General features: G+C 43.7%; 24 protein-coding genes and 1 pseudogene. 5 read left to right on the top strand and 20 right to left on the bottom strand.

Going from position 1 to position 18,455, the window contains the following annotated elements:
• Positions 1-5: 5 nt before the first annotated feature.
• Both rpmF and NST18_RS04775 read right to left on the bottom strand, forming a co-directional pair.
• Entirely contained in the window at positions 6-179 is a 174-nt protein-coding gene (gene rpmF / locus NST18_RS04780; RefSeq protein ID WP_003395111.1) for a 50S ribosomal protein L32, read from the bottom strand.
• A 63-nt stretch (positions 180-242) separates the two neighbouring features.
• Complete coding sequence (locus tag NST18_RS04775; RefSeq protein WP_004891232.1) at positions 243-758, bottom strand: YceD family protein; 516 nt, start codon at positions 756-758, stop codon at positions 243-245.
• A gap of 141 nt (positions 759-899) precedes the next feature.
• Between NST18_RS04775 and NST18_RS04770 the strand changes: the two genes are divergently transcribed.
• Positions 900-2,105 carry a nucleotidyltransferase gene (locus NST18_RS04770; protein WP_004891234.1) on the top strand — a complete coding sequence of 402 codons (1,206 nt, stop codon included), beginning with the start codon at positions 900-902 and terminating at the stop codon, positions 2,103-2,105.
• On the opposite strand, the gene NST18_RS04765 is transcribed toward NST18_RS04770, so the two are convergent.
• Entirely contained in the window at positions 2,097-3,110 is a 1,014-nt protein-coding gene (locus NST18_RS04765; protein ID WP_004891236.1) for a SepM family pheromone-processing serine protease, read from the bottom strand. The genes NST18_RS04770 and NST18_RS04765 overlap by 9 nt on opposite strands.
• Positions 3,107-3,883: a patatin-like phospholipase family protein gene (locus tag NST18_RS04760; RefSeq protein ID WP_035018755.1), complete on the bottom strand. Its 777-nt coding sequence runs from the start codon at positions 3,881-3,883 to the stop codon at positions 3,107-3,109. Before NST18_RS04760 ends, NST18_RS04765 begins: the two co-directional genes overlap by 4 nt.
• Positions 3,884-3,982: 99 nt before the next feature.
• Between NST18_RS04760 and ylbJ the strand changes: the two genes are divergently transcribed.
• Positions 3,983-5,188 (top strand): sporulation integral membrane protein YlbJ, encoded by a 1,206-nt coding sequence (gene ylbJ / locus NST18_RS04755; RefSeq protein WP_004891240.1) that lies wholly within the window; start codon positions 3,983-3,985, stop codon positions 5,186-5,188.
• Here ylbJ and coaD read toward each other — a convergent pair.
• The 3 genes from coaD to NST18_RS04740 all read right to left on the bottom strand — a co-directional run bounded on the left by coaD (position 5,185) and on the right by NST18_RS04740 (position 7,838).
• Positions 5,185-5,682 (bottom strand): pantetheine-phosphate adenylyltransferase, encoded by a 498-nt coding sequence (gene coaD / locus NST18_RS04750; protein ID WP_004891242.1) that lies wholly within the window; start codon positions 5,680-5,682, stop codon positions 5,185-5,187. The two genes, ylbJ and coaD, sit on opposite strands and share 4 nt — an antisense overlap.
• A gap of 2 nt (positions 5,683-5,684) precedes the next feature.
• Positions 5,685-6,251 (bottom strand): 16S rRNA (guanine(966)-N(2))-methyltransferase RsmD, encoded by a 567-nt coding sequence (rsmD, locus tag NST18_RS04745; protein ID WP_004891244.1) that lies wholly within the window; start codon positions 6,249-6,251, stop codon positions 5,685-5,687.
• Between the two features lie 258 nt (positions 6,252-6,509).
• On the bottom strand, positions 6,510-7,838 hold the full coding sequence (locus NST18_RS04740; protein WP_064214020.1) for a hypothetical protein: 1,329 nt from the start codon (positions 7,836-7,838) through the stop codon (positions 6,510-6,512).
• A 143-nt stretch (positions 7,839-7,981) separates the two neighbouring features.
• Here NST18_RS04740 and NST18_RS04735 point away from each other — a divergent pair, with 143 nt between their 5' ends.
• Positions 7,982-8,371 carry a DUF7147 family protein gene (locus NST18_RS04735; RefSeq protein ID WP_004891245.1) on the top strand — a complete coding sequence of 130 codons (390 nt, stop codon included), beginning with the start codon at positions 7,982-7,984 and terminating at the stop codon, positions 8,369-8,371.
• A gap of 38 nt (positions 8,372-8,409) precedes the next feature.
• On the opposite strand, the gene NST18_RS04730 is transcribed toward NST18_RS04735, so the two are convergent.
• The 7 genes and pseudogenes from NST18_RS04730 to NST18_RS04700 all read right to left on the bottom strand — a co-directional run.
• Complete coding sequence (locus NST18_RS04730) at positions 8,410-8,676, bottom strand: YlbG family protein (protein WP_004891246.1); 267 nt, start codon at positions 8,674-8,676, stop codon at positions 8,410-8,412.
• 19 nt (positions 8,677-8,695) lie between these two features.
• Positions 8,696-9,145 carry a YlbF family regulator gene (locus NST18_RS04725; RefSeq protein ID WP_004891247.1) on the bottom strand — a complete coding sequence of 150 codons (450 nt, stop codon included), beginning with the start codon at positions 9,143-9,145 and terminating at the stop codon, positions 8,696-8,698.
• Positions 9,146-9,216: 71 nt separating this feature from the next.
• On the bottom strand, positions 9,217-9,585 hold the full coding sequence (locus tag NST18_RS04720) for a hypothetical protein (RefSeq protein ID WP_004891249.1): 369 nt from the start codon (positions 9,583-9,585) through the stop codon (positions 9,217-9,219).
• Between the two features lie 45 nt (positions 9,586-9,630).
• Positions 9,631-9,873 (bottom strand): YlbE-like family protein, encoded by a 243-nt coding sequence (locus tag NST18_RS04715; protein WP_004891251.1) that lies wholly within the window; start codon positions 9,871-9,873, stop codon positions 9,631-9,633.
• An 11-nt stretch (positions 9,874-9,884) separates the two neighbouring features.
• Positions 9,885-10,214, bottom strand: coding sequence for a YlbD family protein (locus NST18_RS04710; protein ID WP_004891253.1), 330 nt, complete (start codon positions 10,212-10,214; stop codon positions 9,885-9,887).
• A gap of 65 nt (positions 10,215-10,279) precedes the next feature.
• Positions 10,280-11,290, bottom strand: a complete 1,011-nt coding sequence (locus tag NST18_RS04705; RefSeq protein ID WP_004891255.1) for a CAP domain-containing protein — start codon at positions 11,288-11,290, stop codon at positions 10,280-10,282.
• Between the two features lie 99 nt (positions 11,291-11,389).
• Positions 11,390-11,503, bottom strand: a pseudogene (locus tag NST18_RS04700) (CBS domain-containing protein); the annotation flags it as partial.
• Between the two features lie 432 nt (positions 11,504-11,935).
• On the opposite strand from NST18_RS04700, the gene NST18_RS04695 reads away from it, so the two are divergent.
• Both NST18_RS04695 and NST18_RS04690 read left to right on the top strand, forming a co-directional pair.
• Positions 11,936-13,165: an IS110 family transposase gene (locus NST18_RS04695; protein ID WP_064214420.1), complete on the top strand. Its 1,230-nt coding sequence runs from the start codon at positions 11,936-11,938 to the stop codon at positions 13,163-13,165.
• Between the two features lie 266 nt (positions 13,166-13,431).
• On the top strand, positions 13,432-13,791 hold the full coding sequence (locus NST18_RS04690; RefSeq protein WP_004891257.1) for a YugN family protein: 360 nt from the start codon (positions 13,432-13,434) through the stop codon (positions 13,789-13,791).
• Positions 13,792-13,797: 6 nt separating this feature from the next.
• Here the strand turns inward: NST18_RS04690 and NST18_RS04685 are convergent, their stop codons facing one another.
• From NST18_RS04685 to ctaD, 6 genes are all read right to left on the bottom strand, one after another.
• On the bottom strand, positions 13,798-14,058 hold the full coding sequence (locus NST18_RS04685) for an Asp23/Gls24 family envelope stress response protein (protein WP_064214022.1): 261 nt from the start codon (positions 14,056-14,058) through the stop codon (positions 13,798-13,800).
• Between the two features lie 116 nt (positions 14,059-14,174).
• Positions 14,175-14,639 (bottom strand): DUF420 domain-containing protein, encoded by a 465-nt coding sequence (locus NST18_RS04680; protein WP_064214023.1) that lies wholly within the window; start codon positions 14,637-14,639, stop codon positions 14,175-14,177.
• A 33-nt stretch (positions 14,640-14,672) separates the two neighbouring features.
• Positions 14,673-15,530, bottom strand: a complete 858-nt coding sequence (gene ctaG / locus NST18_RS04675; RefSeq protein ID WP_004891264.1) for a cytochrome c oxidase assembly factor CtaG — start codon at positions 15,528-15,530, stop codon at positions 14,673-14,675.
• 83 nt (positions 15,531-15,613) lie between these two features.
• Positions 15,614-15,946 (bottom strand): cytochrome c oxidase subunit IVB, encoded by a 333-nt coding sequence (gene ctaF, locus NST18_RS04670; protein ID WP_004891266.1) that lies wholly within the window; start codon positions 15,944-15,946, stop codon positions 15,614-15,616.
• Positions 15,947-15,950: 4 nt separating this feature from the next.
• Positions 15,951-16,571 carry a cytochrome c oxidase subunit III gene (gene ctaE / locus NST18_RS04665; RefSeq protein ID WP_004891267.1) on the bottom strand — a complete coding sequence of 207 codons (621 nt, stop codon included), beginning with the start codon at positions 16,569-16,571 and terminating at the stop codon, positions 15,951-15,953.
• Positions 16,571-18,439, bottom strand: coding sequence for a cytochrome c oxidase subunit I (ctaD, locus tag NST18_RS04660; protein ID WP_004891268.1), 1,869 nt, complete (start codon positions 18,437-18,439; stop codon positions 16,571-16,573). Before ctaD ends, ctaE begins: the two co-directional genes overlap by 1 nt.
• Positions 18,440-18,455: the final 16 nt, after the last annotated feature.

Here is an 18,455-nt window from a genome sequence, read left to right as displayed (position 1 = left end):
TTTTCTTATTTGTTTACAACGTCTTTTCCTTTGTATGTTCCACAAACTTTACATACGCGATGAGCAAGTTTCATTTCACCGCAGTTTGGGCATTCTACCATACCAGGTACGCGCAATTTGAAGTGCGTACGACGTAGTCTCTTTTTCATTTTCGATGTTCTTCTAAAAGGTACTGCCATCATTTCCACCTCCTTAAAGAGATTTAGGCGAATATGGAGGCCGGTGTAGTTCCGGATCTTCCCTTATGATTCATTTTTGTTTTCAAAAAACTTGGCTAACTTCGCAAGGCGCGGATCAATTTTGTTTTCATGTTCTTCTTCCGAAATGACCGCCCAATCTTTTCCTGATTGCGGAACGGCATCCGGATGATCCGGCTGCTCGCTAAAAATTTGCATTGGAATTTCAAGAAGAATGAGCTCTTTTACGATCGGCATTAAGTCGATCGCCTCTCCTTGAACAACATGCGATTCTTCATCGGTTGCATCATAATCGTTCAAAAAAAACGTTTCTGTGCTTTCGATGGCGAATGGATATGATACGTCCACAAGCGTACGGGAACACGGTAACGTCATCGTCCCTTCAATCGTTAAGTGGAACGTGAACTTTTTCGCGCTCACATCTGCCCGTCCATGAACACGCACAGGGGAAATGTCGCGAATCGAGTCGTCCACTTCTTTCAATTCGGACACATCAGCCATTTCGTCAATCGACAGCCCTTTATGTTGCAACTGATGAAGTTGATGAATAGACCATCTCAATGATAATCACCTCAAGACAACAAAGAAAATTATACGTTTGAACAACGGTTTTGTCAATATTTTTTCTTTACACTACTTCCATTATAATCAGCTTATACTCACTGTACCACGTTTTACATAAAAAAGAAAGGTGGACAATACATGAAAGCGGTTGGCATCGTTGTCGAATACAATCCGTTTCATAACGGGCACTTATATCATGTGCAACAAACGAGAAAAAAAACGAGCGCAGATTGCGTCATCGCCGTCATGAGTAGCTCATTTACACAACGGGGCGAACCTGCGATCGTACCGAAATGGGAGCGCGCTCGCATGGCGCTTGCAGGCGGCGTCGATCTCGTTGTTGAACTTCCTTATACGTTTGCTGTCCAAACAGCAGAATGGTTCGCTCAAGGGGCTATTTCGATTCTCGATGCGCTTTTTTGCGAGCAATTATGTTTCGGAAGCGAGGACGGAAGCATCGAACCGTTTATAAAAACGGCTCAACTTCTTGTTTATGAAAAAGAGCAACATAACGAAAAAGTAAAACAATATATGCAACAAGGTATCAACTATGCAAAAGCGTATACGCTTGCCCTTCATGACATTGGTCACGATACGCTTGACGTTTCACAACCGAACAACATTTTAGGGTTACATTACGTCAAGGCGATTATCGAACAACGAAGCAAGATGATGCCAGAAACGATTCAACGAACGGCTGCTCATTATCACGACGAAACGCTTCCAGCAAACGATAACATTGCGAGCGCAACGAGCATTCGTCGCTCTTTACAAATTAGTTATAACGATGTCGCACGCTACGTTCCGCATACAACATATGAAACGTTACAAACGTATCGCCATACGTATATGACGTGGCATGATTGGGAAAAATATTTTCCGTTTTTAAAATATCGGTTATTGACGATGGAAGTAGATGACATTCGCCAAATTGCTGAAGTGGAAGAAGGAATTGAGCATCGTCTGAAAAAGACAATCATTCACGCCACGTCATTTCACGATTTTCTTTCGGCTGTCAAAACGAAACGATATACGTGGACACGATTGCAACGTATATGCACCCACATATTAACGAACGTCATGAAAAAGGAAATAGCGAAAGCAATCGAAAACAAGCGTGCAACATACGTTCGTCCGCTAGCGATGAACGAAACAGGGAGAGCGTATTTACAAGAAATTAAAAAGCGCATGACGTTGCCACTTGTGACAAACGCCAAACAAATGAGACACGATCCGATATATCAAATAGAAAAAAAAGCGACGCAGGCGTATTTTTCGATTTTGCCTGAGCCGCTTTGTTCGGAAGCGTTACAGCGCGAGTATAAAACTCCGCCGTTACGATAACTTTTGTAAAAATTGAACGGCATCATCAAACGTATCAACAGGTACAATTTTCATGTTTGTGCCAATATCTTTCGCTGTTTTGACCGCTTCTTTATAATTGGAATGTTTCGCTCCGCGTTCGTTCGGCGCGAAAAAAATGTCCGCTCCTGCTTTATGAGCAGCAATCACTTTTTGAGAAATGCCGCCGATTGGTCCGACTTCGCCGTCGATGTTGATCGTTCCGGTGCCAGCGATGCGATACCCTTTCGTTAAATCTTCTCGGATCAATTGATTGTACACTTCAAGCGCAAACATAAGCCCAGCGGACGGTCCGCCGATTTGATCGGATTCAATGCGGACAGGCGGATCGGTAACGATATCGCGGTCGGTCATGACGGAAAGTCCGAGACCGACGCGATGCTTTTCTTTTGGAAACGGCGCAAGCGTCAACGTTGCTGTTTTTTCTTTTCCTGATCGTTTATACGTAATTTGGACGCGATCTCCTTTTTTCTTTCCGCTTACGTATTGAATAAATTCATCTGCGTCGTTGAGACGTTGCCCGTCAATCGCAACTAATTGATCGCCGCTTTTCAGCACGTTTGAAGCTGGCATGCCATCAACGACATATAACACATACACCCCTTTATTTCGATACGAAAACGATTTGTTTGCTTTTTTGTAGGCGACAGCGATCGCCGTTTCTTTTGAATTTTCCATCATTTTTAATTGACGATGCGTATATTCTTCGTCGCTTTCCCCTTCTTGTCTTACTTCATCCATGGGGTATAACTCGTTATATTTACTCACATGCGCAAGCATAAACGAAAAAAGATTGGCTTGCCCCATGCGAACGGTCGTTAACATAAATTGTCCTTTTTCTTTATAGCCGCCTTGCACTTCAACGAGCGGACGCAACGGTTCTGCCGTTCCAGGCATCGTCACATAATACGGCAAGTGAAAAAAAGTCGCAAAAGCGAGTAGTAGTGCGACGATGATCGTGATTCGAATATACCGTCTTTTATTCATTGTTTAAACCCCTTCTCTGCAAGCAATTGACGAATGATCGGAAGCTGTTGGCGCGTTGCTTCTTCTCCCATTTGAATCATCTCTTTCGCATGGGTGAACGCATACGAGCTATAACGCTCAAGCGATGGACGAATGACGACATCCGCTTGGGCGATACGGTGGGAAGCAAGTTCAGCTTGAATAATATCTAAACTTTGTAAAACGACATCAAAAATTGAGGTGATCGTATCGTTTTTTTTCACGGAAGCGACGTCGACAGCGATGACGACGTCAGCTCCCATGTCGCGCACGACGGTCGCTGGTACGCGATCGATCACTCCGCCGTCCACGAGCAGACGCCCGTTCCATCGCTCTGGCACGAAAATGCCCGGAATGGAAATGCTGGCGCGCACCGCATCTGCTATACTTCCTTTGCGAAACACAACTTTCTCCCCTTTTTGTAAATCGGTCGCCACGATCGCAAGCGGAATATGGGCGTCTTCAATACGCTTTTGTTTTGTCATGACCGAAATGAAATGTTTAATTTGACGCCCGGCAACGAGTCCCATTTTCGGGACTGTCCAATCGATGTAATCGTTGCGTCGAAACGCTGTCGCGAGCCGATATAATCGTTCCGTTGTCATGCCTGATGCGTACAACGCACCAACGAGCGCCCCCATGCTACTTCCGGCGATCATATGAATCGGAATGTTTTCTTCTTCCAACACTTTAATGACCCCGGCATGCGCAAGGCCGCGCGCACCGCCCGAACCTAACGCCAACCCGATTTTCATTCCTGCTCCCCCTTCCTGTTCAATACTATGGTCTAAAATGTCCACATATACTCGTATATTAAAACGAGTACGATCGGCAAATGAGGAGGCTAACGAACGATGAAAGAAAAATGGAAAACATTGCTGTTATCATCGATCATTATTTGTTTATGTATCGCATTACTTCGCTATCCGCAACATTCATTTGAAGCGGCGGTGCGTGGATTGCATATGTGGTGGGATGTCGTCTTCCCATCTCTTCTTCCTTTTTTTATTGTATCAGAAATTTTGATCGGCTTTGGCGTCGTTCATTTTCTCGGCGTATTGCTTGAGCCGTTCATGCGTCCGCTATTTAAAGTGCCGGGCATCGGCGGATTTGTTTGGGCGATGGGCATGGCTTCGGGATACCCTGCCGGTGCAAAACTGACTGCTCGCCTAAGACAGCAACAACAACTTTCCGCCATCGAGGCGGAGCGGCTCGTTTCGTTCACAAACTCATCTAACCCGCTTTTTATTTTCGGGGCGATTTCCGTCGGTTTTTTTCATAATCCGAACATCGGCATCATTCTTGCTTTGTCTCATTATCTCGGCAACATTTGCGTCGGGTTGATGATGCGCTTTTACGGAAAAGACGAAAGCAACGCGGTTCAAAAACAAACAAAAAGCCTTTTGCGCCAGGCGTTTCGCGCCATGCATGAAACACGCTTAAAACATAGCCAAGCCATCGGAAAGCTGCTTGGAGATGCGGTTCGTTCCTCCATTCAAACGCTTTTAATGATCGGTGGATTTATTATTTTATTTTCTGTTTTGAATAAGCTACTTTATATTACAAACATAACGAAATGGCTAGCCGACATCGTACAATACGCCTTGGCATTCTTTCACTTACCTAGCGAATTAAGCGTTCCGTTCATCGCCGGGTTGTTTGAAATTACGCTCGGCAGCCAAATGGCAAGCGAAGCAACAAACGCAACGCTATTACAAAAAGTCATCGTCACAAGCTTCATCCTTGCTTTTGGCGGTTTTTCCGTCCAAGCTCAAGTCGCAAGCATTTTAGCGGAAGCACATATTCGCTTTCAACCGTTTTTTATCGCTCGTATATTTCACGGTTTTTTCGCTGCTTTTTTCGCATTCATTCTTTGGAAACCGCTGTATGTTCAGCCGCTTGAGTCGGCAGAAACGTTGCCTGTTTGGCTTCCGGAAGCGACGATCCGTTGGCCGATATTGTACATACATTGGATCGAGCAATATGGCTTTTTTGTGACGGCAATCGCATGTTTCCTATATGTCTTTTCGGCTTTCCGACGCGAAAAACCACCTGTTTAAAGGTGGTTTTCTGCATGAGCAAACTTTTTTCGGAGCGCTTCTTCGACAACTTTTGGCACAAGTTCGGAAATGTTGCCGTTATATTTCGCGACTTCTTTCACGATGCTTGAGCTTAAAAAGGAGTATTGGTTGTTTGTCATCATAAAAAACGTTTCAATTTGCTCATTTAATATGCGATTCATAGACGTAATTTGCATTTCGTATTCAAAATCGGAAACAGCACGCAAGCCACGCAAAATGGCGCTTGCGTGTTTACTTTTCGCATAATCAACAAGCAAACCTTGATAACTGTCAACGAAGACGTTATGTAAATCTTTTGTCACTTCTTCTAGCAGCTGCACTCGCTCTTCTGCTGAAAACAACGGTTTTTTTGATGAATTGTTTAACACGACAACATATACTTTGTCAAACACTTTCGCTCCGCGGCGAATAATATCTAAATGTCCATATGTGACAGGATCAAAGCTTCCTGGGCATACCGCAATACTTGCCATCTCTATTCTCCTTCCTCGTCTACGTAAGCGTAAATCGATACAGCCGTGATGCCATACGTTTCGTGTTTCACTTTTGTTAAACGACCGATGTGAATGGGAAGCTCGACTTCAACCCCATGTTCAGCAACGATAAAACCGTCTTTTTGCAATAGTTGATGTGCATCGATGATCGCGATAAGCGCTTCCAACTGTTTATTTTTATAAGGCGGATCAAGAAAAATTAAGCGAAAGGTCAGCCCTCTTTTTATAATTGCTTTTAATGCACGTTCGGCATCGTTGCGATAAATTTCCGCTTGATCGGTCAAACGACAGGCAGCGACGTTTTTTTTCATCGTTTGCACCGCTTTTGCGTCATGATCGACGAAAATAACGCGATCTAATCCGCGACTTAACGCTTCGATGCCAAGTCCACCGCTTCCGCCAAATAAATCAAGCCCAAGTCCGCCAGAAAAATACGGACCGATCATATTAAACATCGCTTCTTTCACTTTATCTGTCGTTGGACGTGTCGTCATCCCTGGTACAGCTTGTAACAGCTTTCCTTTACACTTCCCTGATATGACTCGCATCACTTTCACCTCACTTCTTATTATCGTAACATAACCGAAGAGAAGAAAAATATGATGATCATGTATACAATGAAAAACAATGGTCATACTGTTAGTAACAACATCGTTAATGATGTTGTTGCCAACCACGGAGAAGACTTACGTTCCCCATAAGTTCTTCCTCCGGTTTCTCCTCTCCCTTTTTTCCTTCTCTTTTTCGGCTTGTCCGAAAAAGAATGGAAGGGACCCTGCGGCATATGCCACAGGGCATTTTTTTCCTTACTGACCAACCACGTGTATTTCTTCAGCCGTTTCGCTAATGTAGACGGAAAACCATTTCGGAAATTCCGTCCGTTCAATGTATAGCGTCCCGTTCCATTCTCGAATGACTGCATTTGCGCTGTTTGTAAAAAATCTCCAACGACCATTCCCTTTTTCAATAAATACCGCTTCTCCCGAACGTTGAACAGTATAGCCGAGCGTGCGCATAATCGGAATAAACGGAAACAGTTGTTGATCGTCTTTTAATAAAACGTGAGCGTTTGGCAATTTCACGTCATTGACGACGAGCATTTTTCGCTCTGTAAACGTCATGTATGGTTCCTCGTTTTGAAAAAATGTCGTGTTTCCTTCGTACGCTTCGCCTAGCCATTCGTCTAATTTTTTCAACGTCAACGGCTGACCTTCATTTTTATTGACTAACGTCCAAAACGTTTGTTGTTGTTCTTCCGTTAACGTCTGTTGCAATTGCTGAAAAACAAGTTTCGCCCTTTTTGTCACCGGCTCAGTTTTCGTCATATATGAAACGAGCAAATCCCATATCGAATCGGGGACAGCGCTATTTGGAAAACGGTGCTGTAACTGCACGCGAACGTAAGCGCGCTGTATGTCAGAAACGGAAGCTGTATCCGATATAATAACGAACGTCGGCGTCATATATTGCAAACGTGATGAAGTAACAATTAACGTTTGCACATCGCTTTCTTTCCAAAACGATAACGCTGTTTCGTGAAGCGGTTTTGTCGCGTATATGACTAAATCACCGTTAAACGTTGGCTGCAACGGTTGCGATTGAAAATAAAGCGGAACGGTTTGTCCGCCTTTTTTTTCCCACATAAAAAAGGAAAAAGACGGTTTATAGACGTAACCAACGAGCTTTCCGTCTGCTGCCCATACCCCTTCCGGATGAACGACATCGGTGAACGATACGTTTGTTTGTTGTGGCTGTGTCGTATGAAAATAAACGAGCCATTGTTGAATGAAAAGCGGTTCTTTTGGAACAATCGACACGCGATAAGTGAGCGAAAGTGTATTTGTTTTCGATGCGTCGACGATCGTTTTCCCATTTTTTTGTTCGACGCACGTTTTTTTCTTCGCACAGGAAATGTTTGTCACTTCTTTTGGCACCGTCACTTCATATGCGTCAGCAACCGCACCGCGTATATGATGAACGACTTCGATCGTTTTTCCAGTAAATGTTGCTTCAATATCATGTTGCAACACTGATTGTTTCGTCGCTTCCGTATGATATTCGTTCCATTGGTAATATAAAGCTCCTGCGCTAACGCCAAGGAAAAGGAGCATTGAAATAAAAGCTACTTTCCACATACGATGGCTCCTCATTCAGCAGTTTATATTATAACAATAGCAAAATTCCGATGCATTGTCATACACCGTTTTCACTAATTGTCGAAAAAAGTTGAACGTGTTAAAGTAAATGAGGGAATACAACATAAAGTGAGGGAATGGTGATGATTCAACGTTTTATTGAATTAGGGGAAGGATATTCTGACATTTATGAGTTAATTGAAATTGCGAAATCAAACCGTCATCGTTTATCGGGTTTGTTTGCTTTTCATACGATGAAAGACGGCAAGGCGCTCACGTCGTTCGTCGTCGTGCTTCATCCGACAGATCCTGGCGACTTTCAACCGCTATACATTTGCCGTGAAGGCATTCCACACCCTTCTGTGAAAGTGACAAAACGATATGAGTTGTTCCTCGATTTAGCGAAGGAACTGAATCAAGAAATCATTCATTTGGACGTCAAACCGTCTAACTTTTTTGCGGACTTACAATTGTACTATCAGCATCTAATCGGCATTATGCGCATGAATCGATTTATTCCGCCACTACAGTAAGAAAAGCGAAAAGGATGTCAGCGATTGACATCCTTTTTTTATATGCCGTATTCGTATTCTCTCTCTTTGTCTGCTTTTGATTCGAATTCCACTTTCACATACGGGCGATATGAAGGTTCGACGCGTTTAACAAACGGAAGCGAAGCGAGTTTTCGCATCGTCTCTTCTGCTTCGTCCATATTGCAATATAAAACGGCGTATTTTAACCGTTTCGATACGTAATGAACGTTTCCGTATTTCCGCAACTGTTTACTATGTTTTAACGAATACAGCCAAACGATAATGCCTTGACGCATTGGAAACATAAAAATCCCATCCCCTTTTTCACTTCGTCCGACAGCCACACGCACCGCCAGATCCGCATCCTCCACCGCAAGATAAAGAATCGAAATACGGATTTCCTGTCGGCACTTTAATGTTTTCAGATACGGCGCGACCGATCATCGTGCTAATTTCATCTAACAGCGACTGCATGTCTTTTTCTGCTTGTTTAAACGCGGCAATCGGACCGTGTAAATCCAGTTCGCGTTTTGCCTCACGCACTTGCTTTGTGACTTCTTTGTAGTCTGGATGATATTTGCCAAAACGCTGCACCTCTTCGTACCGTTCTTTTAGCTGAACGAACCGGCGAATAAGTTGCTGCGCTTTTTCATCTTGTTGCATATGATAAAAACAGCGACGGTATTCCTCCGCCACGTCTGATTCGACAATCATTTTGCCAAGCTCTTCAGCAAAGTCTAACAACTGTAATCGTTCGATCGTTGCTACAATCACGAGCAACACCTCCACAACGGTATCATAACATGATTTCGCCAACAAAACAAATAAGTCTGGTTGCCCCAGACTTATGAAATCGTCACCGTAAATTCATGTGAGATGTTATATTTACTTGCATCGTTATGGACAAGTTCCAACCGAATCGCATGTTTTCCAACGGGCAACCCCCGAATGACAAAAGCCGCCGTTGTCGTTTCGCCCACTCGTTTCCCGTTCACGTAAATGTATATGCGTCCTTGTCCGTCTTTTTTCGGATGCGTTCCTTTTGTAAACGTAAACTGATCGACAATACATTCGACAAATACGTTATTTCCTTTGACGAGATGTTTCACAAATAACGTTTGTTTTTGCTCAGCAAAAACGATTGTGCTGTCGTGATGAACATACGTAGAAAACAAAAGCGCAATACATAAAAAAAAGAAGCGCAACACTTTCACCGTCCTTTCATTTTGTTTATAAGTGATAGTGTTTGCGTTTCTCGCTTAATTATGAGTGTCTTTCATCAGTTTCATCATCGCCATCATCATTTTAGCCATTTCAACCGTTTGAACGACTTGTTCGACTTTATGCGGCAACGTTTGTTTATAATAGTGACGCGCTTGTTTTTCCATTTCTTTCACATCCATCGGACGTCTTGCTAATCGCCGATACCATATCGGTTGCTCGCGTAAAAATTGATGAAGCTTCGGCTTTGCTACAATGTATTCGTATACGTCTTTTCTCATCGCCTATCTCCTTAATCTTTTCGAAACGAAAACGGATCTTTTTTCGTCTGCTGCATTTGGCGGACGACTTCTTGGATGGATGCGATCGCTTGTTGAACGTTTGCAATGTACGTTTGAAGTTCATTAACATCAAGTTGTTTGACGTAACTGGCTAGCTTTTGCATCAAATCCCCTTGATCTTGTTTGACATCGCTTGGGCGATATTCGTCCCACATGTCATCGTCTTCGCCAAACACGTACCAATCGTTATATAACTCTTTCCACGTCTTTTTCCCTTGGCGCACCTCTTCAATCAGTTTCGGATGGTTTTTCACAAACTGTTTAAATTGTTCGATGGACATATCGGTCGCTCCTTCCTTGTTTGTTTGCCTATCATATATTACGACCGAACAGCCAATGCGTGCGCCTATTTTGGCTCAGAAAAAGGGCGAATAAAGTTTTGCGTATAATGACGTTTATATACACCAACGCCTAAATGCGTCAACTCAGCATTTAACAACGTTTGCCGATGACTACGGCTGTTAAGCCACGCTTCGACAACCGCCGGTCCATCGACATATTCCGAGGCGATATTTTCTCCCGCTAATTCAAAACGAACGTTTGCTTTCGTCAACCGCTGTTGTAAATCTCCGTTCGTTGGCGATTCGTGCGCAAAAAAATCATTTTCTGCCATATCTTTACTATGTCCGTACGCCACTTCCGCCACGCGCTCATCCCATGTAAGCGGTGGAACACCGTGACGAATGCGCATGACGTTTGTAATCTCAAAAATTTGTTGTGCATTTGCTTGCTCGACTTGTTTTTCGAGCGTTTCATCCATTTCTACGCTCGGTAACGGACCACGATATTCAAGTTCATATGGACGAAGCTTCACTAACGTTTCTCCGTCGACCCAGCGAATGCTTGATAATTTGCCGGTAAAACGATCAATATACAATTGTACGTAAACGTCGTCAAACGAAAGAAGCGGTTGAATGAGTAAATCTTCTTCTGTCAATTGAAAGCGATATACGCCATCGTCCAGTTGCACATGAATTGTATCGTGAAGCGGCATCGTTTGTAATAGTTCGTTAATCGAGCGATCGAACTGAAACGGTGCAACGTTGACTTTCGGTCCACACGCATAAATTGTGACAACCCGTCCGTCAACAATACCGATTTGCATATACGTTTTCGGGTCGTTATATACCCACCATACGTAACCGTAAGCGGACGGATCGATACGTGCTGGTTGTCCGAATGTTTGTCTCACTTCTTCTTCCGTCTTGCCAATCCACGCCCCTAACCCTTCTGCAACAATTTTCTCGCTCGTTTGTTCACTCATGATCGATGTATCATTTAGCGGGGCTTGTTCATTAGTTGGAAAAAAAGAAAAAATAAAAATAAAGATCGTAATTAGAGCAATGATCCAACGCATCCATCATTCTCCCTTAGCTGTTGATACTTCCATTATATACAGCTTGTCTGCATTGCAACACTAAAAAATAAAGGCTACGCAAAAAACATAGCCCTCATTCATCGGAATAGCACCGACGTTATAATCGCGCATTTTTACCGCTGCTTCGTACATATTATCGAGCGGTGTACAACATTCGACTTCTGTTGTCATCATTTCTTTTACTTTTGGCATGTGCATCTCTCCTCGTATAGTATGTTTAGAAAGATTTTTAAATCGAATTTCCAGTTGGATATGCTCCTTGACAATCGCATATGTGTAAGTGATTTGCCCACGGGGGAGGGGCGCGCCCCTCCCCCGTGGATGGCACTACATCGGGGTTGGACTTTTCGCGATGTTCTTGGATAATGGTCTTAGGATCATCGGGGACACTCTTCTCTCTCCTGTAGCTTTGACTACTTAGAAAGTCTGTCTCCCCGGCTCCTGTTCGGACTTCTAACCCGCAGGCTGTTCCCGTTGGTTTCCCATGCTGGAAGGAGCAGCTTCCAGGCAGCCCATGGCCCAACGTGAGTTCTCATATGCGAGGGTGACTGGTCAACAGGCGCGGTCCGGGGGCATCCCGAAGAGTCCCAACCCCACGATCCTACTACGATTGGAGGTGATCTCATGAAACTCTACGTCGGGATTGACGTGAGCTCAACGGACTTATACACGTGTATCATGGATCAAGAAGGAAACACGTGCGCCCAATTCAAGGTGGACAATCATCTCCTTGGCGCGACCTTCCTTCGCGATCAAATCCTCCTGTGGGCCAACAAGCTCCAACCATCCGAAATTCTCATCGGGATGGAAGCCACTTCGGTCTACAGCTGGCATCCAGCGATGTTTTTCCACCAACAGGAGGAGCTGAAGTCTTGGAATGTCAAGGTGTTTACCATCAATCCAAAGCTCATTCGCAAATTTAAAGAAGCGTACACTGACTTGGATAAAACGGACGGCATCGATGCGTGGATCATCGCCGATCGGCTTCGCTTTGGCCGTTTGAAAGTGACAGCTGTCATGCAAGAACAGTTTATCGCCCTTCAACGGCTCACGCGCATGCGCTATCATCTCGTCCATCAGCTGACTCGGGAAAAGCAGTACTTCCTCCAACACTTGTTTTACAAGTGCAGTTCCTTTACCCAAGAGGTGGACAGCTCCGTGTTCGGACATGCCATCTTAGAGCTTCTTCTCGAGTCGTTTAGCTTAGACGAAATCAGTCAGATGGACGTGCAACAGCTCGCTGACTTCTTGCGCCAAAAAGGACGCAATCGCTTTGCCGATCCGGAATGCATCGCCAAGTCCATTCAAAAGGCGGCTCGTTCGTCGTATCGGCTTTCCAAATGTGTCGAGGATTCCATCGACTTGCTTTTAGGGCTATCGATTCAATCCATCCGTAGCCTTCAAGCGCAAATTAAAGAGCTAGATAAAGCGATTACTCGCCATTTGGAAGGCATCCCAAATACGTTACAAACGATTCCCGGCATTGGTCCGGTCTACGCCGCTGGCATCTTAGCCGAAATTGGACAAATCGAGCGCTTTGACAACCAAGCCGCCTTAGCAAAGTATGCAGGTTTGACTTGGTCTAAGCACCAGTCCGGTCGGTTCCAAGCCGAGGAGACTTCCCTCATTCGTTCCGGCAATCGCTATCTCCGTTACTACCTAGTGGAGGCTGCCAACTCGGTACAACGGCATGATGCGTCGTTTCGCACCTATTACCGGAAGAAGTATGAGGAAGTACCAAAGCACCAACACAAACGAGCCCTCGTCCTCACCGCTCGAAAACTCGTGCGTGTGATCGATGCGCTGCTACGCAACGGTCAAATCTACACGCCAAGAAAGGGGGAAGATCGATAGGGGTATCGATCTAACTGATTTTGCATTAAAACCCAGTTAATGACATAAGACAAGACTGGGCTTCTTAAGTATTGCCTTTTTTCGGGTCATCGGACAATCGAATTTCCAATTTCGATGATTTTTCACCTTGACATATTACCGCAGGACTTTCACACATTAGTTTCACCAAAATCGAAACAATTATAAAGCTCGTCATTGAAAGTTATGCGCTTTCGTACTATCATTAATGGAGGAATGTTTTATTTTACATAAGGGGGACTTAAACGATGCGCTTCGAAAATACAGGTATTGAAAATCAAACAGCGCCATTAACACGTTTAGATGACTTAATGGAAAGCCTCGGCTTCGTACGTGCCGGTCAATGGGATTACGAACGTGTCACATATGACCGCAAATTTGAAATTAAAAATGACGTCTTTTATTTACGTGTGCAAGGTTATGCGATTGAAGGAGACGTTGGTGGTCGCCATGCGGTCATTAAACTGATGAAGCCGTTGCTTGGCAAGTATTATTATCCACATGGTGTCGAATATGGTGAGGGAGAGAACTTCCCTTCATCATTAGTAAACCAATGTGAAGCTCTTTTAGCAAAAGTGAAAGAAGGTCTTGCAACTATAAACGCATGAGCGCGCTCATGCGTTTTTTCCGTCAATGAGACGACGGACGTACAGGTGAACAGAAACAACCTCTTTTCCTGTCATGTCGTATATGTCATCGATCACTTGTTTTTGAATACGTTCACATAAGGTGAGCATATTGCCATGCAGCTTGACAGAAATGGTCATGGAAATCGTCAATCGGTTTTGTCGTTCATACACGTTCACTTCTTCTAATATGACATGATCAAACGGTTGTACACTCATCGCAACAATCGTTATAACGGGTTTATGCATATCCATCCCCCACACTAAAATCAAAGCAGATGCCGCTTCGTCGTTCAAAATATTTATGTTTTGATGCCATTACTTTATGATACAAATGATAAAGAGGGTGAATGCCCACCCTCTTTTTAAAATCCTAAAATGGCTTTAATGACCGATGTCGTTTCACCGCCGCGGTAAAATACGTATAACAACAAATACACAACAACGCCTGTTGTCGCGGTGAAAAACCAAACGATGCTTGTTATCGGACCGAGCTTTTTATGGCGTACCCAATTTTTTTTCACCGCGGAAAGCAACGTGACAATGCCGAACACCGCGCCGGCAGTCGCTAAAAAAATGTGAAAAAACAAAAAGAGTGTGTAGTAAATTTTCAAATGATCCGGTCCACCAAAGCTTGTATTTCCAATGAAAATCGTACGTGATAAATAAATGATGAAAAATGCTAGTGCGAAAGCGGCCGCAAGCCACATCGTTTTTTCATGCTTCTTCACTTGCTTTTGGCGAATAAAATACCAGCCGACTGCTACAAGGATAGCACTAATGACGATAAAGCTTGTACTAATCGTAGGTAAAATCGGTAACGAACCCATCGTATTCCCTCTCCTATTTGATCATTTTGTCGTCTAAACAGCCACGTGTTCTTCATCTCTTTCTTTTCGATACCATTCAATAAAAATGAAAAATAACATAACCCCATACACAATTTCTTGAATAATTTTCATTAAAACGCCACCGAGCTGTTGATCGTGTAACAGAGACATCGAGCTAAACATTTCCGGTCCGCTCAATTCAAGTGACGCTAATGTCGTTTGCGGCACACAAAGCGCTAACGCGTTCATCCAGGCAGCTGGATCGTAATATGTGGCATACAACGGTGTATCGGCGAAAATAATAAGCGCACAAGCAGGTGTAAGCAATACACCATCAGCGAAAATATAACCAACTTTTTTCACACCCGATAATCTCGGAAAACCATGAACGTCGTTCACAAGTGGCCACCACATCATCATCGCCGCAATAAAAATAGCTGTCGTCATGAGCGCGTGAAGCCACATATTTGTTTTCACAACATCGAAAATAAGCGGCACGTGATATAGCGAAAAAATGCCATTAAACAAAAATAACGCAATTAACGGTTTTGTGAAAAACGTAAACATTGAACGGACGATGCGCATGCGAAATAACGCTTCAAACATCCACGACGGAATGCCTTTAATAAGTAGCGGCGGCACCATTAAATAAAGAACAGCCATTTGCGTCATATGCGCACTAAACATTAAATGACCTAACAAATCGACAGGAGAACCTTTACAAATATAAAGCAAAACAATCGCAGTCACAAACAACGTTTTTTGTTTCGTCGTCGTTTGTTCTTTTGAGCGATTGACAAGCCAAAAATAAACGATCGTCACAGCGACTAAAAAAATAAAAAAGTATGGACTCCACATCGCTTCAAAACCAAATATACTTAACGGCATCATACTCACCTCGCTTTTTTTCCAACTTTATTATACTACAAACGTAACAAACGTGAAAAGAAAAGAAGCTAGCCAATGCTAGCTTCTTAAATCCAGACGACTGTTAAAAACGCCCAAATCGTAATAAACGCCACGGCTACCCCGCCGTACAAGAAAAGCGCTGGAAGTTCATGCCCTTTATGGCTCATATGCATGAAGTAATATAGCTGGAAAATGACTTGCACGACCGCTAACAATAAAATGAACGGTACAGAAAACCAAGCGGAAAATCCTTCATATCCAACCGCAAAAAAGGCGATAAGCGTTAAAAAGATCATTAACGTAAACGAAATGATTTGATGTTTCATTTCTTCCGCATTTTTTTTGCGGCGATATTGTACATCTACTTTTGGGTTTTGTACATGTGTATGATTTGCCATACAATCACCCCACCATTCCCATTAAGTATACGACCGTGAAAATGAACACCCAAACGACGTCGATAAAGTGCCAATATAAGCTGGCAACGTAAAACTTCGGTGCATTATATAAGTTTAACCCGCGTTTCGCATTGCGAATCATTAACGTTAAAATCCAAAGTAAACCAAATGCGACGTGGGCACCGTGCGTACCAACAAGCGTATAAAACGCTGAAGAAAAGGCGCTTGTTGAAAACTTAAATCCTTCATGTACGTATTCTGTAAACTCGTAAATTTCAAGCGCTAAGAAGCCGGCGCCAAGCAATACGGTAATGCCGAGCCAAAGCTGCATTTTTTTAAAGTCAAAGTTGCGCATATGATGCATCGCATATACGCTCGTTAAACTGCTCGTTAAAAGCAACATCGTCGCTAAAAAGACGATCGGCATTTGGAACAGTTCTTTTGCAGACGGACCGCCTGCGACAGAATCCTTCAACGCTAAATATGTGGCGAAGAGAGAGGCGAACAATACCGTCTCTCCGCCGAGGAAAAACCAAAAACCTAAAAACTTATTTTTCCCTTCAAGGGTCGCTTTTTCAGGCTCTGCCGGGAACGTCTCCGGCGTTAATTTTTCTTCCACATGCATTATGCCCCAGCCCCCTTCTTCTCTGCTTCCATTACTTCTTCTTTAGGAATATGGAAGCCGTGGTCATCAATAATTGAACGGAAGAACATGGCAACTAGCGTGATCAGTAACCCGATAATACCAACAGGTAATCCCCAACCGTAGTCGTTATGGAATAAGAAGCCTAACGCTGAAATGAATAGACCTAACGACATAACGAACGGCAAAATTGTAGGGTTTGGCATATGAATATCGCCAAGCGGTTCTGCTGGTGTTAAGCCTTTTTTGCCTTCCATTTTTTCAATCCAATATGCGTCTAAACCACGCACAAGCGGCGTTTGCGCAAAGTTGTACTCTGGCGCTGGCGAAGATACTGCCCATTCCAACGTACGGCCATCTTCCCATGGATCGTTGCCAACGCGTTTTCCTTTTACTGTTGTGATGACAACATTTGCTAATAACACGATTATACCTGCTGCCATGAAAAATGCACCAACAGTACTAATCATGTTTCCTGTTTCAAATCCTTGGCCAGGTAAGAATGTGAATACGCGACGAGGCATTCCCATTAAGCCAAGGAAATGTTGAATGAAGAATGTTAAATGGAAACCAGTGAAGAACAACCAGAATGTTACTTTTCCTAATTTTTCATCTAACATTTTACCGAACATTTTTGGCCACCAGTAGTGAGCACCTGCTAGTAGCGCGAAAACAACCCCGCCGACGATAACATAGTGGAAGTGCGCAACGACGAAATAACTGTCATGATATTGATAGTCTGCCGCTGCTGCAGCGTTCATGACACCTGTCACTCCACCGATAACGAACGATGGAATAAACGCTACCGCATACATCATTGGTGTTGTAAAGCGAATGCTTCCGCCCCATATCGTAAACAACCAGTTGAAAATTTTAATTCCCGTTGGAACCGCAATTGCCATTGTCGCAACCGCAAAGATGGCGTTGGCAATTGGACCTAAACCAACTGTAAACATATGGTGCGCCCAAACCATGAATCCTAAAAATCCGATTAACACCGTTGCAAATACCATCGATGAATAGCCGAACAAACGCTTACGCGAGAACGTTGCAAAAATTTCAGAGAAAATACCGAACGCTGGCAATACGAGAATGTATACTTCTGGGTGACCGAAAATCCAGAATAAATGTTCCCAAATGATCGTATTTCCACCAAGCGCCGGATCAAAGAAGTTTCCACCGAACAAACGGTCCATCATCATGAAAATTAAACCGACTGTTAATGGTGGGAACGCGAATAAAATAAGCGCAGATGTGACAAACGTCGCCCATGTAAACATCGGCATGCGCATATATGTCATTCCCGGTGCGCGCATGTTGATGATTGTCACAAGGAAGTTAATTCCACCGATTAACGTTCCGAGACCGGAAATTTGTAAACCTAATACGTAAAAGTCGATCCCGTGTGTTGGTGATGCAAGCGATAATGATGCATACGATGTCCAACCAGCATCAGGTGCGCCACCTAAAAACCATGATAAGTTTAAAAACACACCACCGAAGAAAAATAACCAAAATCCAAGCGCATTTAAAAACGGAAACGCAACGTCACGCGCGCCGATTTGAATCGGTACAACCGCGTTCATCATCGCAAACACGAGCGGCATCGCCGCAAGGAAAATCATTGTCGTTCCGTGCATCGTTAACACTTCATTGTAAAACCCTGCGCTAATGAAGTCGTTGTTTGGCACGGCGAGCTGAATGCGAATAATCATCGCTTCTAAACCGCCAAGCAAGAAGAAGAATCCGCCGGCGATTAAGTACAAAATCGCAATCTTTTTATGGTCTACTGTCGTTAAGTAGTCCCAAATGACTGCGCCGACACCTTTTTTCCGAGCTAACGTACTCACAGTTTAACCTCCCTTT

Source organism: Anoxybacillus sp. FSL W8-0104 (genome assembly GCF_038004465.1).
In the GTDB taxonomy this organism is placed as follows: Bacteria; Bacillota; Bacilli; order Bacillales; family Anoxybacillaceae; genus Anoxybacillus; species Anoxybacillus flavithermus_G.
Note: the sequence above shows the minus strand (reverse complement) of the source record. Positions and strands in the feature narration are given on the sequence as shown.

Coding starts and splice junctions, on each gene's coding strand:
- NST18_RS04685 (WP_064214022.1), bottom strand. CDS start 14,058: ATGCATAAACCCGTTATAACGATTGTTGCGATGAGTGTACAACCGTTT.
- NST18_RS04730 (WP_004891246.1), bottom strand. CDS start 8,676: ATGTTTCCAATGCGTCAAGGCATTATCGTTTGGCTGTATTCGTTAAAA.
- NST18_RS04710 (WP_004891253.1), bottom strand. CDS start 10,214: ATGTCCATCGAACAATTTAAACAGTTTGTGAAAAACCATCCGAAACTG.
- ctaF (WP_004891266.1), bottom strand. CDS start 15,946: ATGGCAAATCATACACATGTACAAAACCCAAAAGTAGATGTACAATAT.
- NST18_RS04680 (WP_064214023.1), bottom strand. CDS start 14,639: ATGGGTTCGTTACCGATTTTACCTACGATTAGTACAAGCTTTATCGTC.
- ylbJ (WP_004891240.1), top strand. CDS start 3,983: ATGAAAGAAAAATGGAAAACATTGCTGTTATCATCGATCATTATTTGT.
- NST18_RS04740 (WP_064214020.1), bottom strand. CDS start 7,838: ATGTGGAAAGTAGCTTTTATTTCAATGCTCCTTTTCCTTGGCGTTAGC.
- NST18_RS04695 (WP_064214420.1), top strand. CDS start 11,936: ATGAAACTCTACGTCGGGATTGACGTGAGCTCAACGGACTTATACACG.
- NST18_RS04715 (WP_004891251.1), bottom strand. CDS start 9,873: ATGAGAAAAGACGTATACGAATACATTGTAGCAAAGCCGAAGCTTCAT.
- ctaG (WP_004891264.1), bottom strand. CDS start 15,530: ATGATGCCGTTAAGTATATTTGGTTTTGAAGCGATGTGGAGTCCATAC.
- coaD (WP_004891242.1), bottom strand. CDS start 5,682: ATGGCAAGTATTGCGGTATGCCCAGGAAGCTTTGATCCTGTCACATAT.
- NST18_RS04705 (WP_004891255.1), bottom strand. CDS start 11,290: ATGCGTTGGATCATTGCTCTAATTACGATCTTTATTTTTATTTTTTCT.
- NST18_RS04770 (WP_004891234.1), top strand. CDS start 900: ATGAAAGCGGTTGGCATCGTTGTCGAATACAATCCGTTTCATAACGGG.
- NST18_RS04765 (WP_004891236.1), bottom strand. CDS start 3,110: ATGAATAAAAGACGGTATATTCGAATCACGATCATCGTCGCACTACTA.
- rsmD (WP_004891244.1), bottom strand. CDS start 6,251: ATGCGAGTCATATCAGGGAAGTGTAAAGGAAAGCTGTTACAAGCTGTA.
- ctaE (WP_004891267.1), bottom strand. CDS start 16,571: ATGCATGTGGAAGAAAAATTAACGCCGGAGACGTTCCCGGCAGAGCCT.
- rpmF (WP_003395111.1), bottom strand. CDS start 179: ATGGCAGTACCTTTTAGAAGAACATCGAAAATGAAAAAGAGACTACGT.
- NST18_RS04760 (WP_035018755.1), bottom strand. CDS start 3,883: ATGAAAATCGGGTTGGCGTTAGGTTCGGGCGGTGCGCGCGGCCTTGCG.
- NST18_RS04690 (WP_004891257.1), top strand. CDS start 13,432: ATGCGCTTCGAAAATACAGGTATTGAAAATCAAACAGCGCCATTAACA.
- NST18_RS04735 (WP_004891245.1), top strand. CDS start 7,982: ATGATTCAACGTTTTATTGAATTAGGGGAAGGATATTCTGACATTTAT.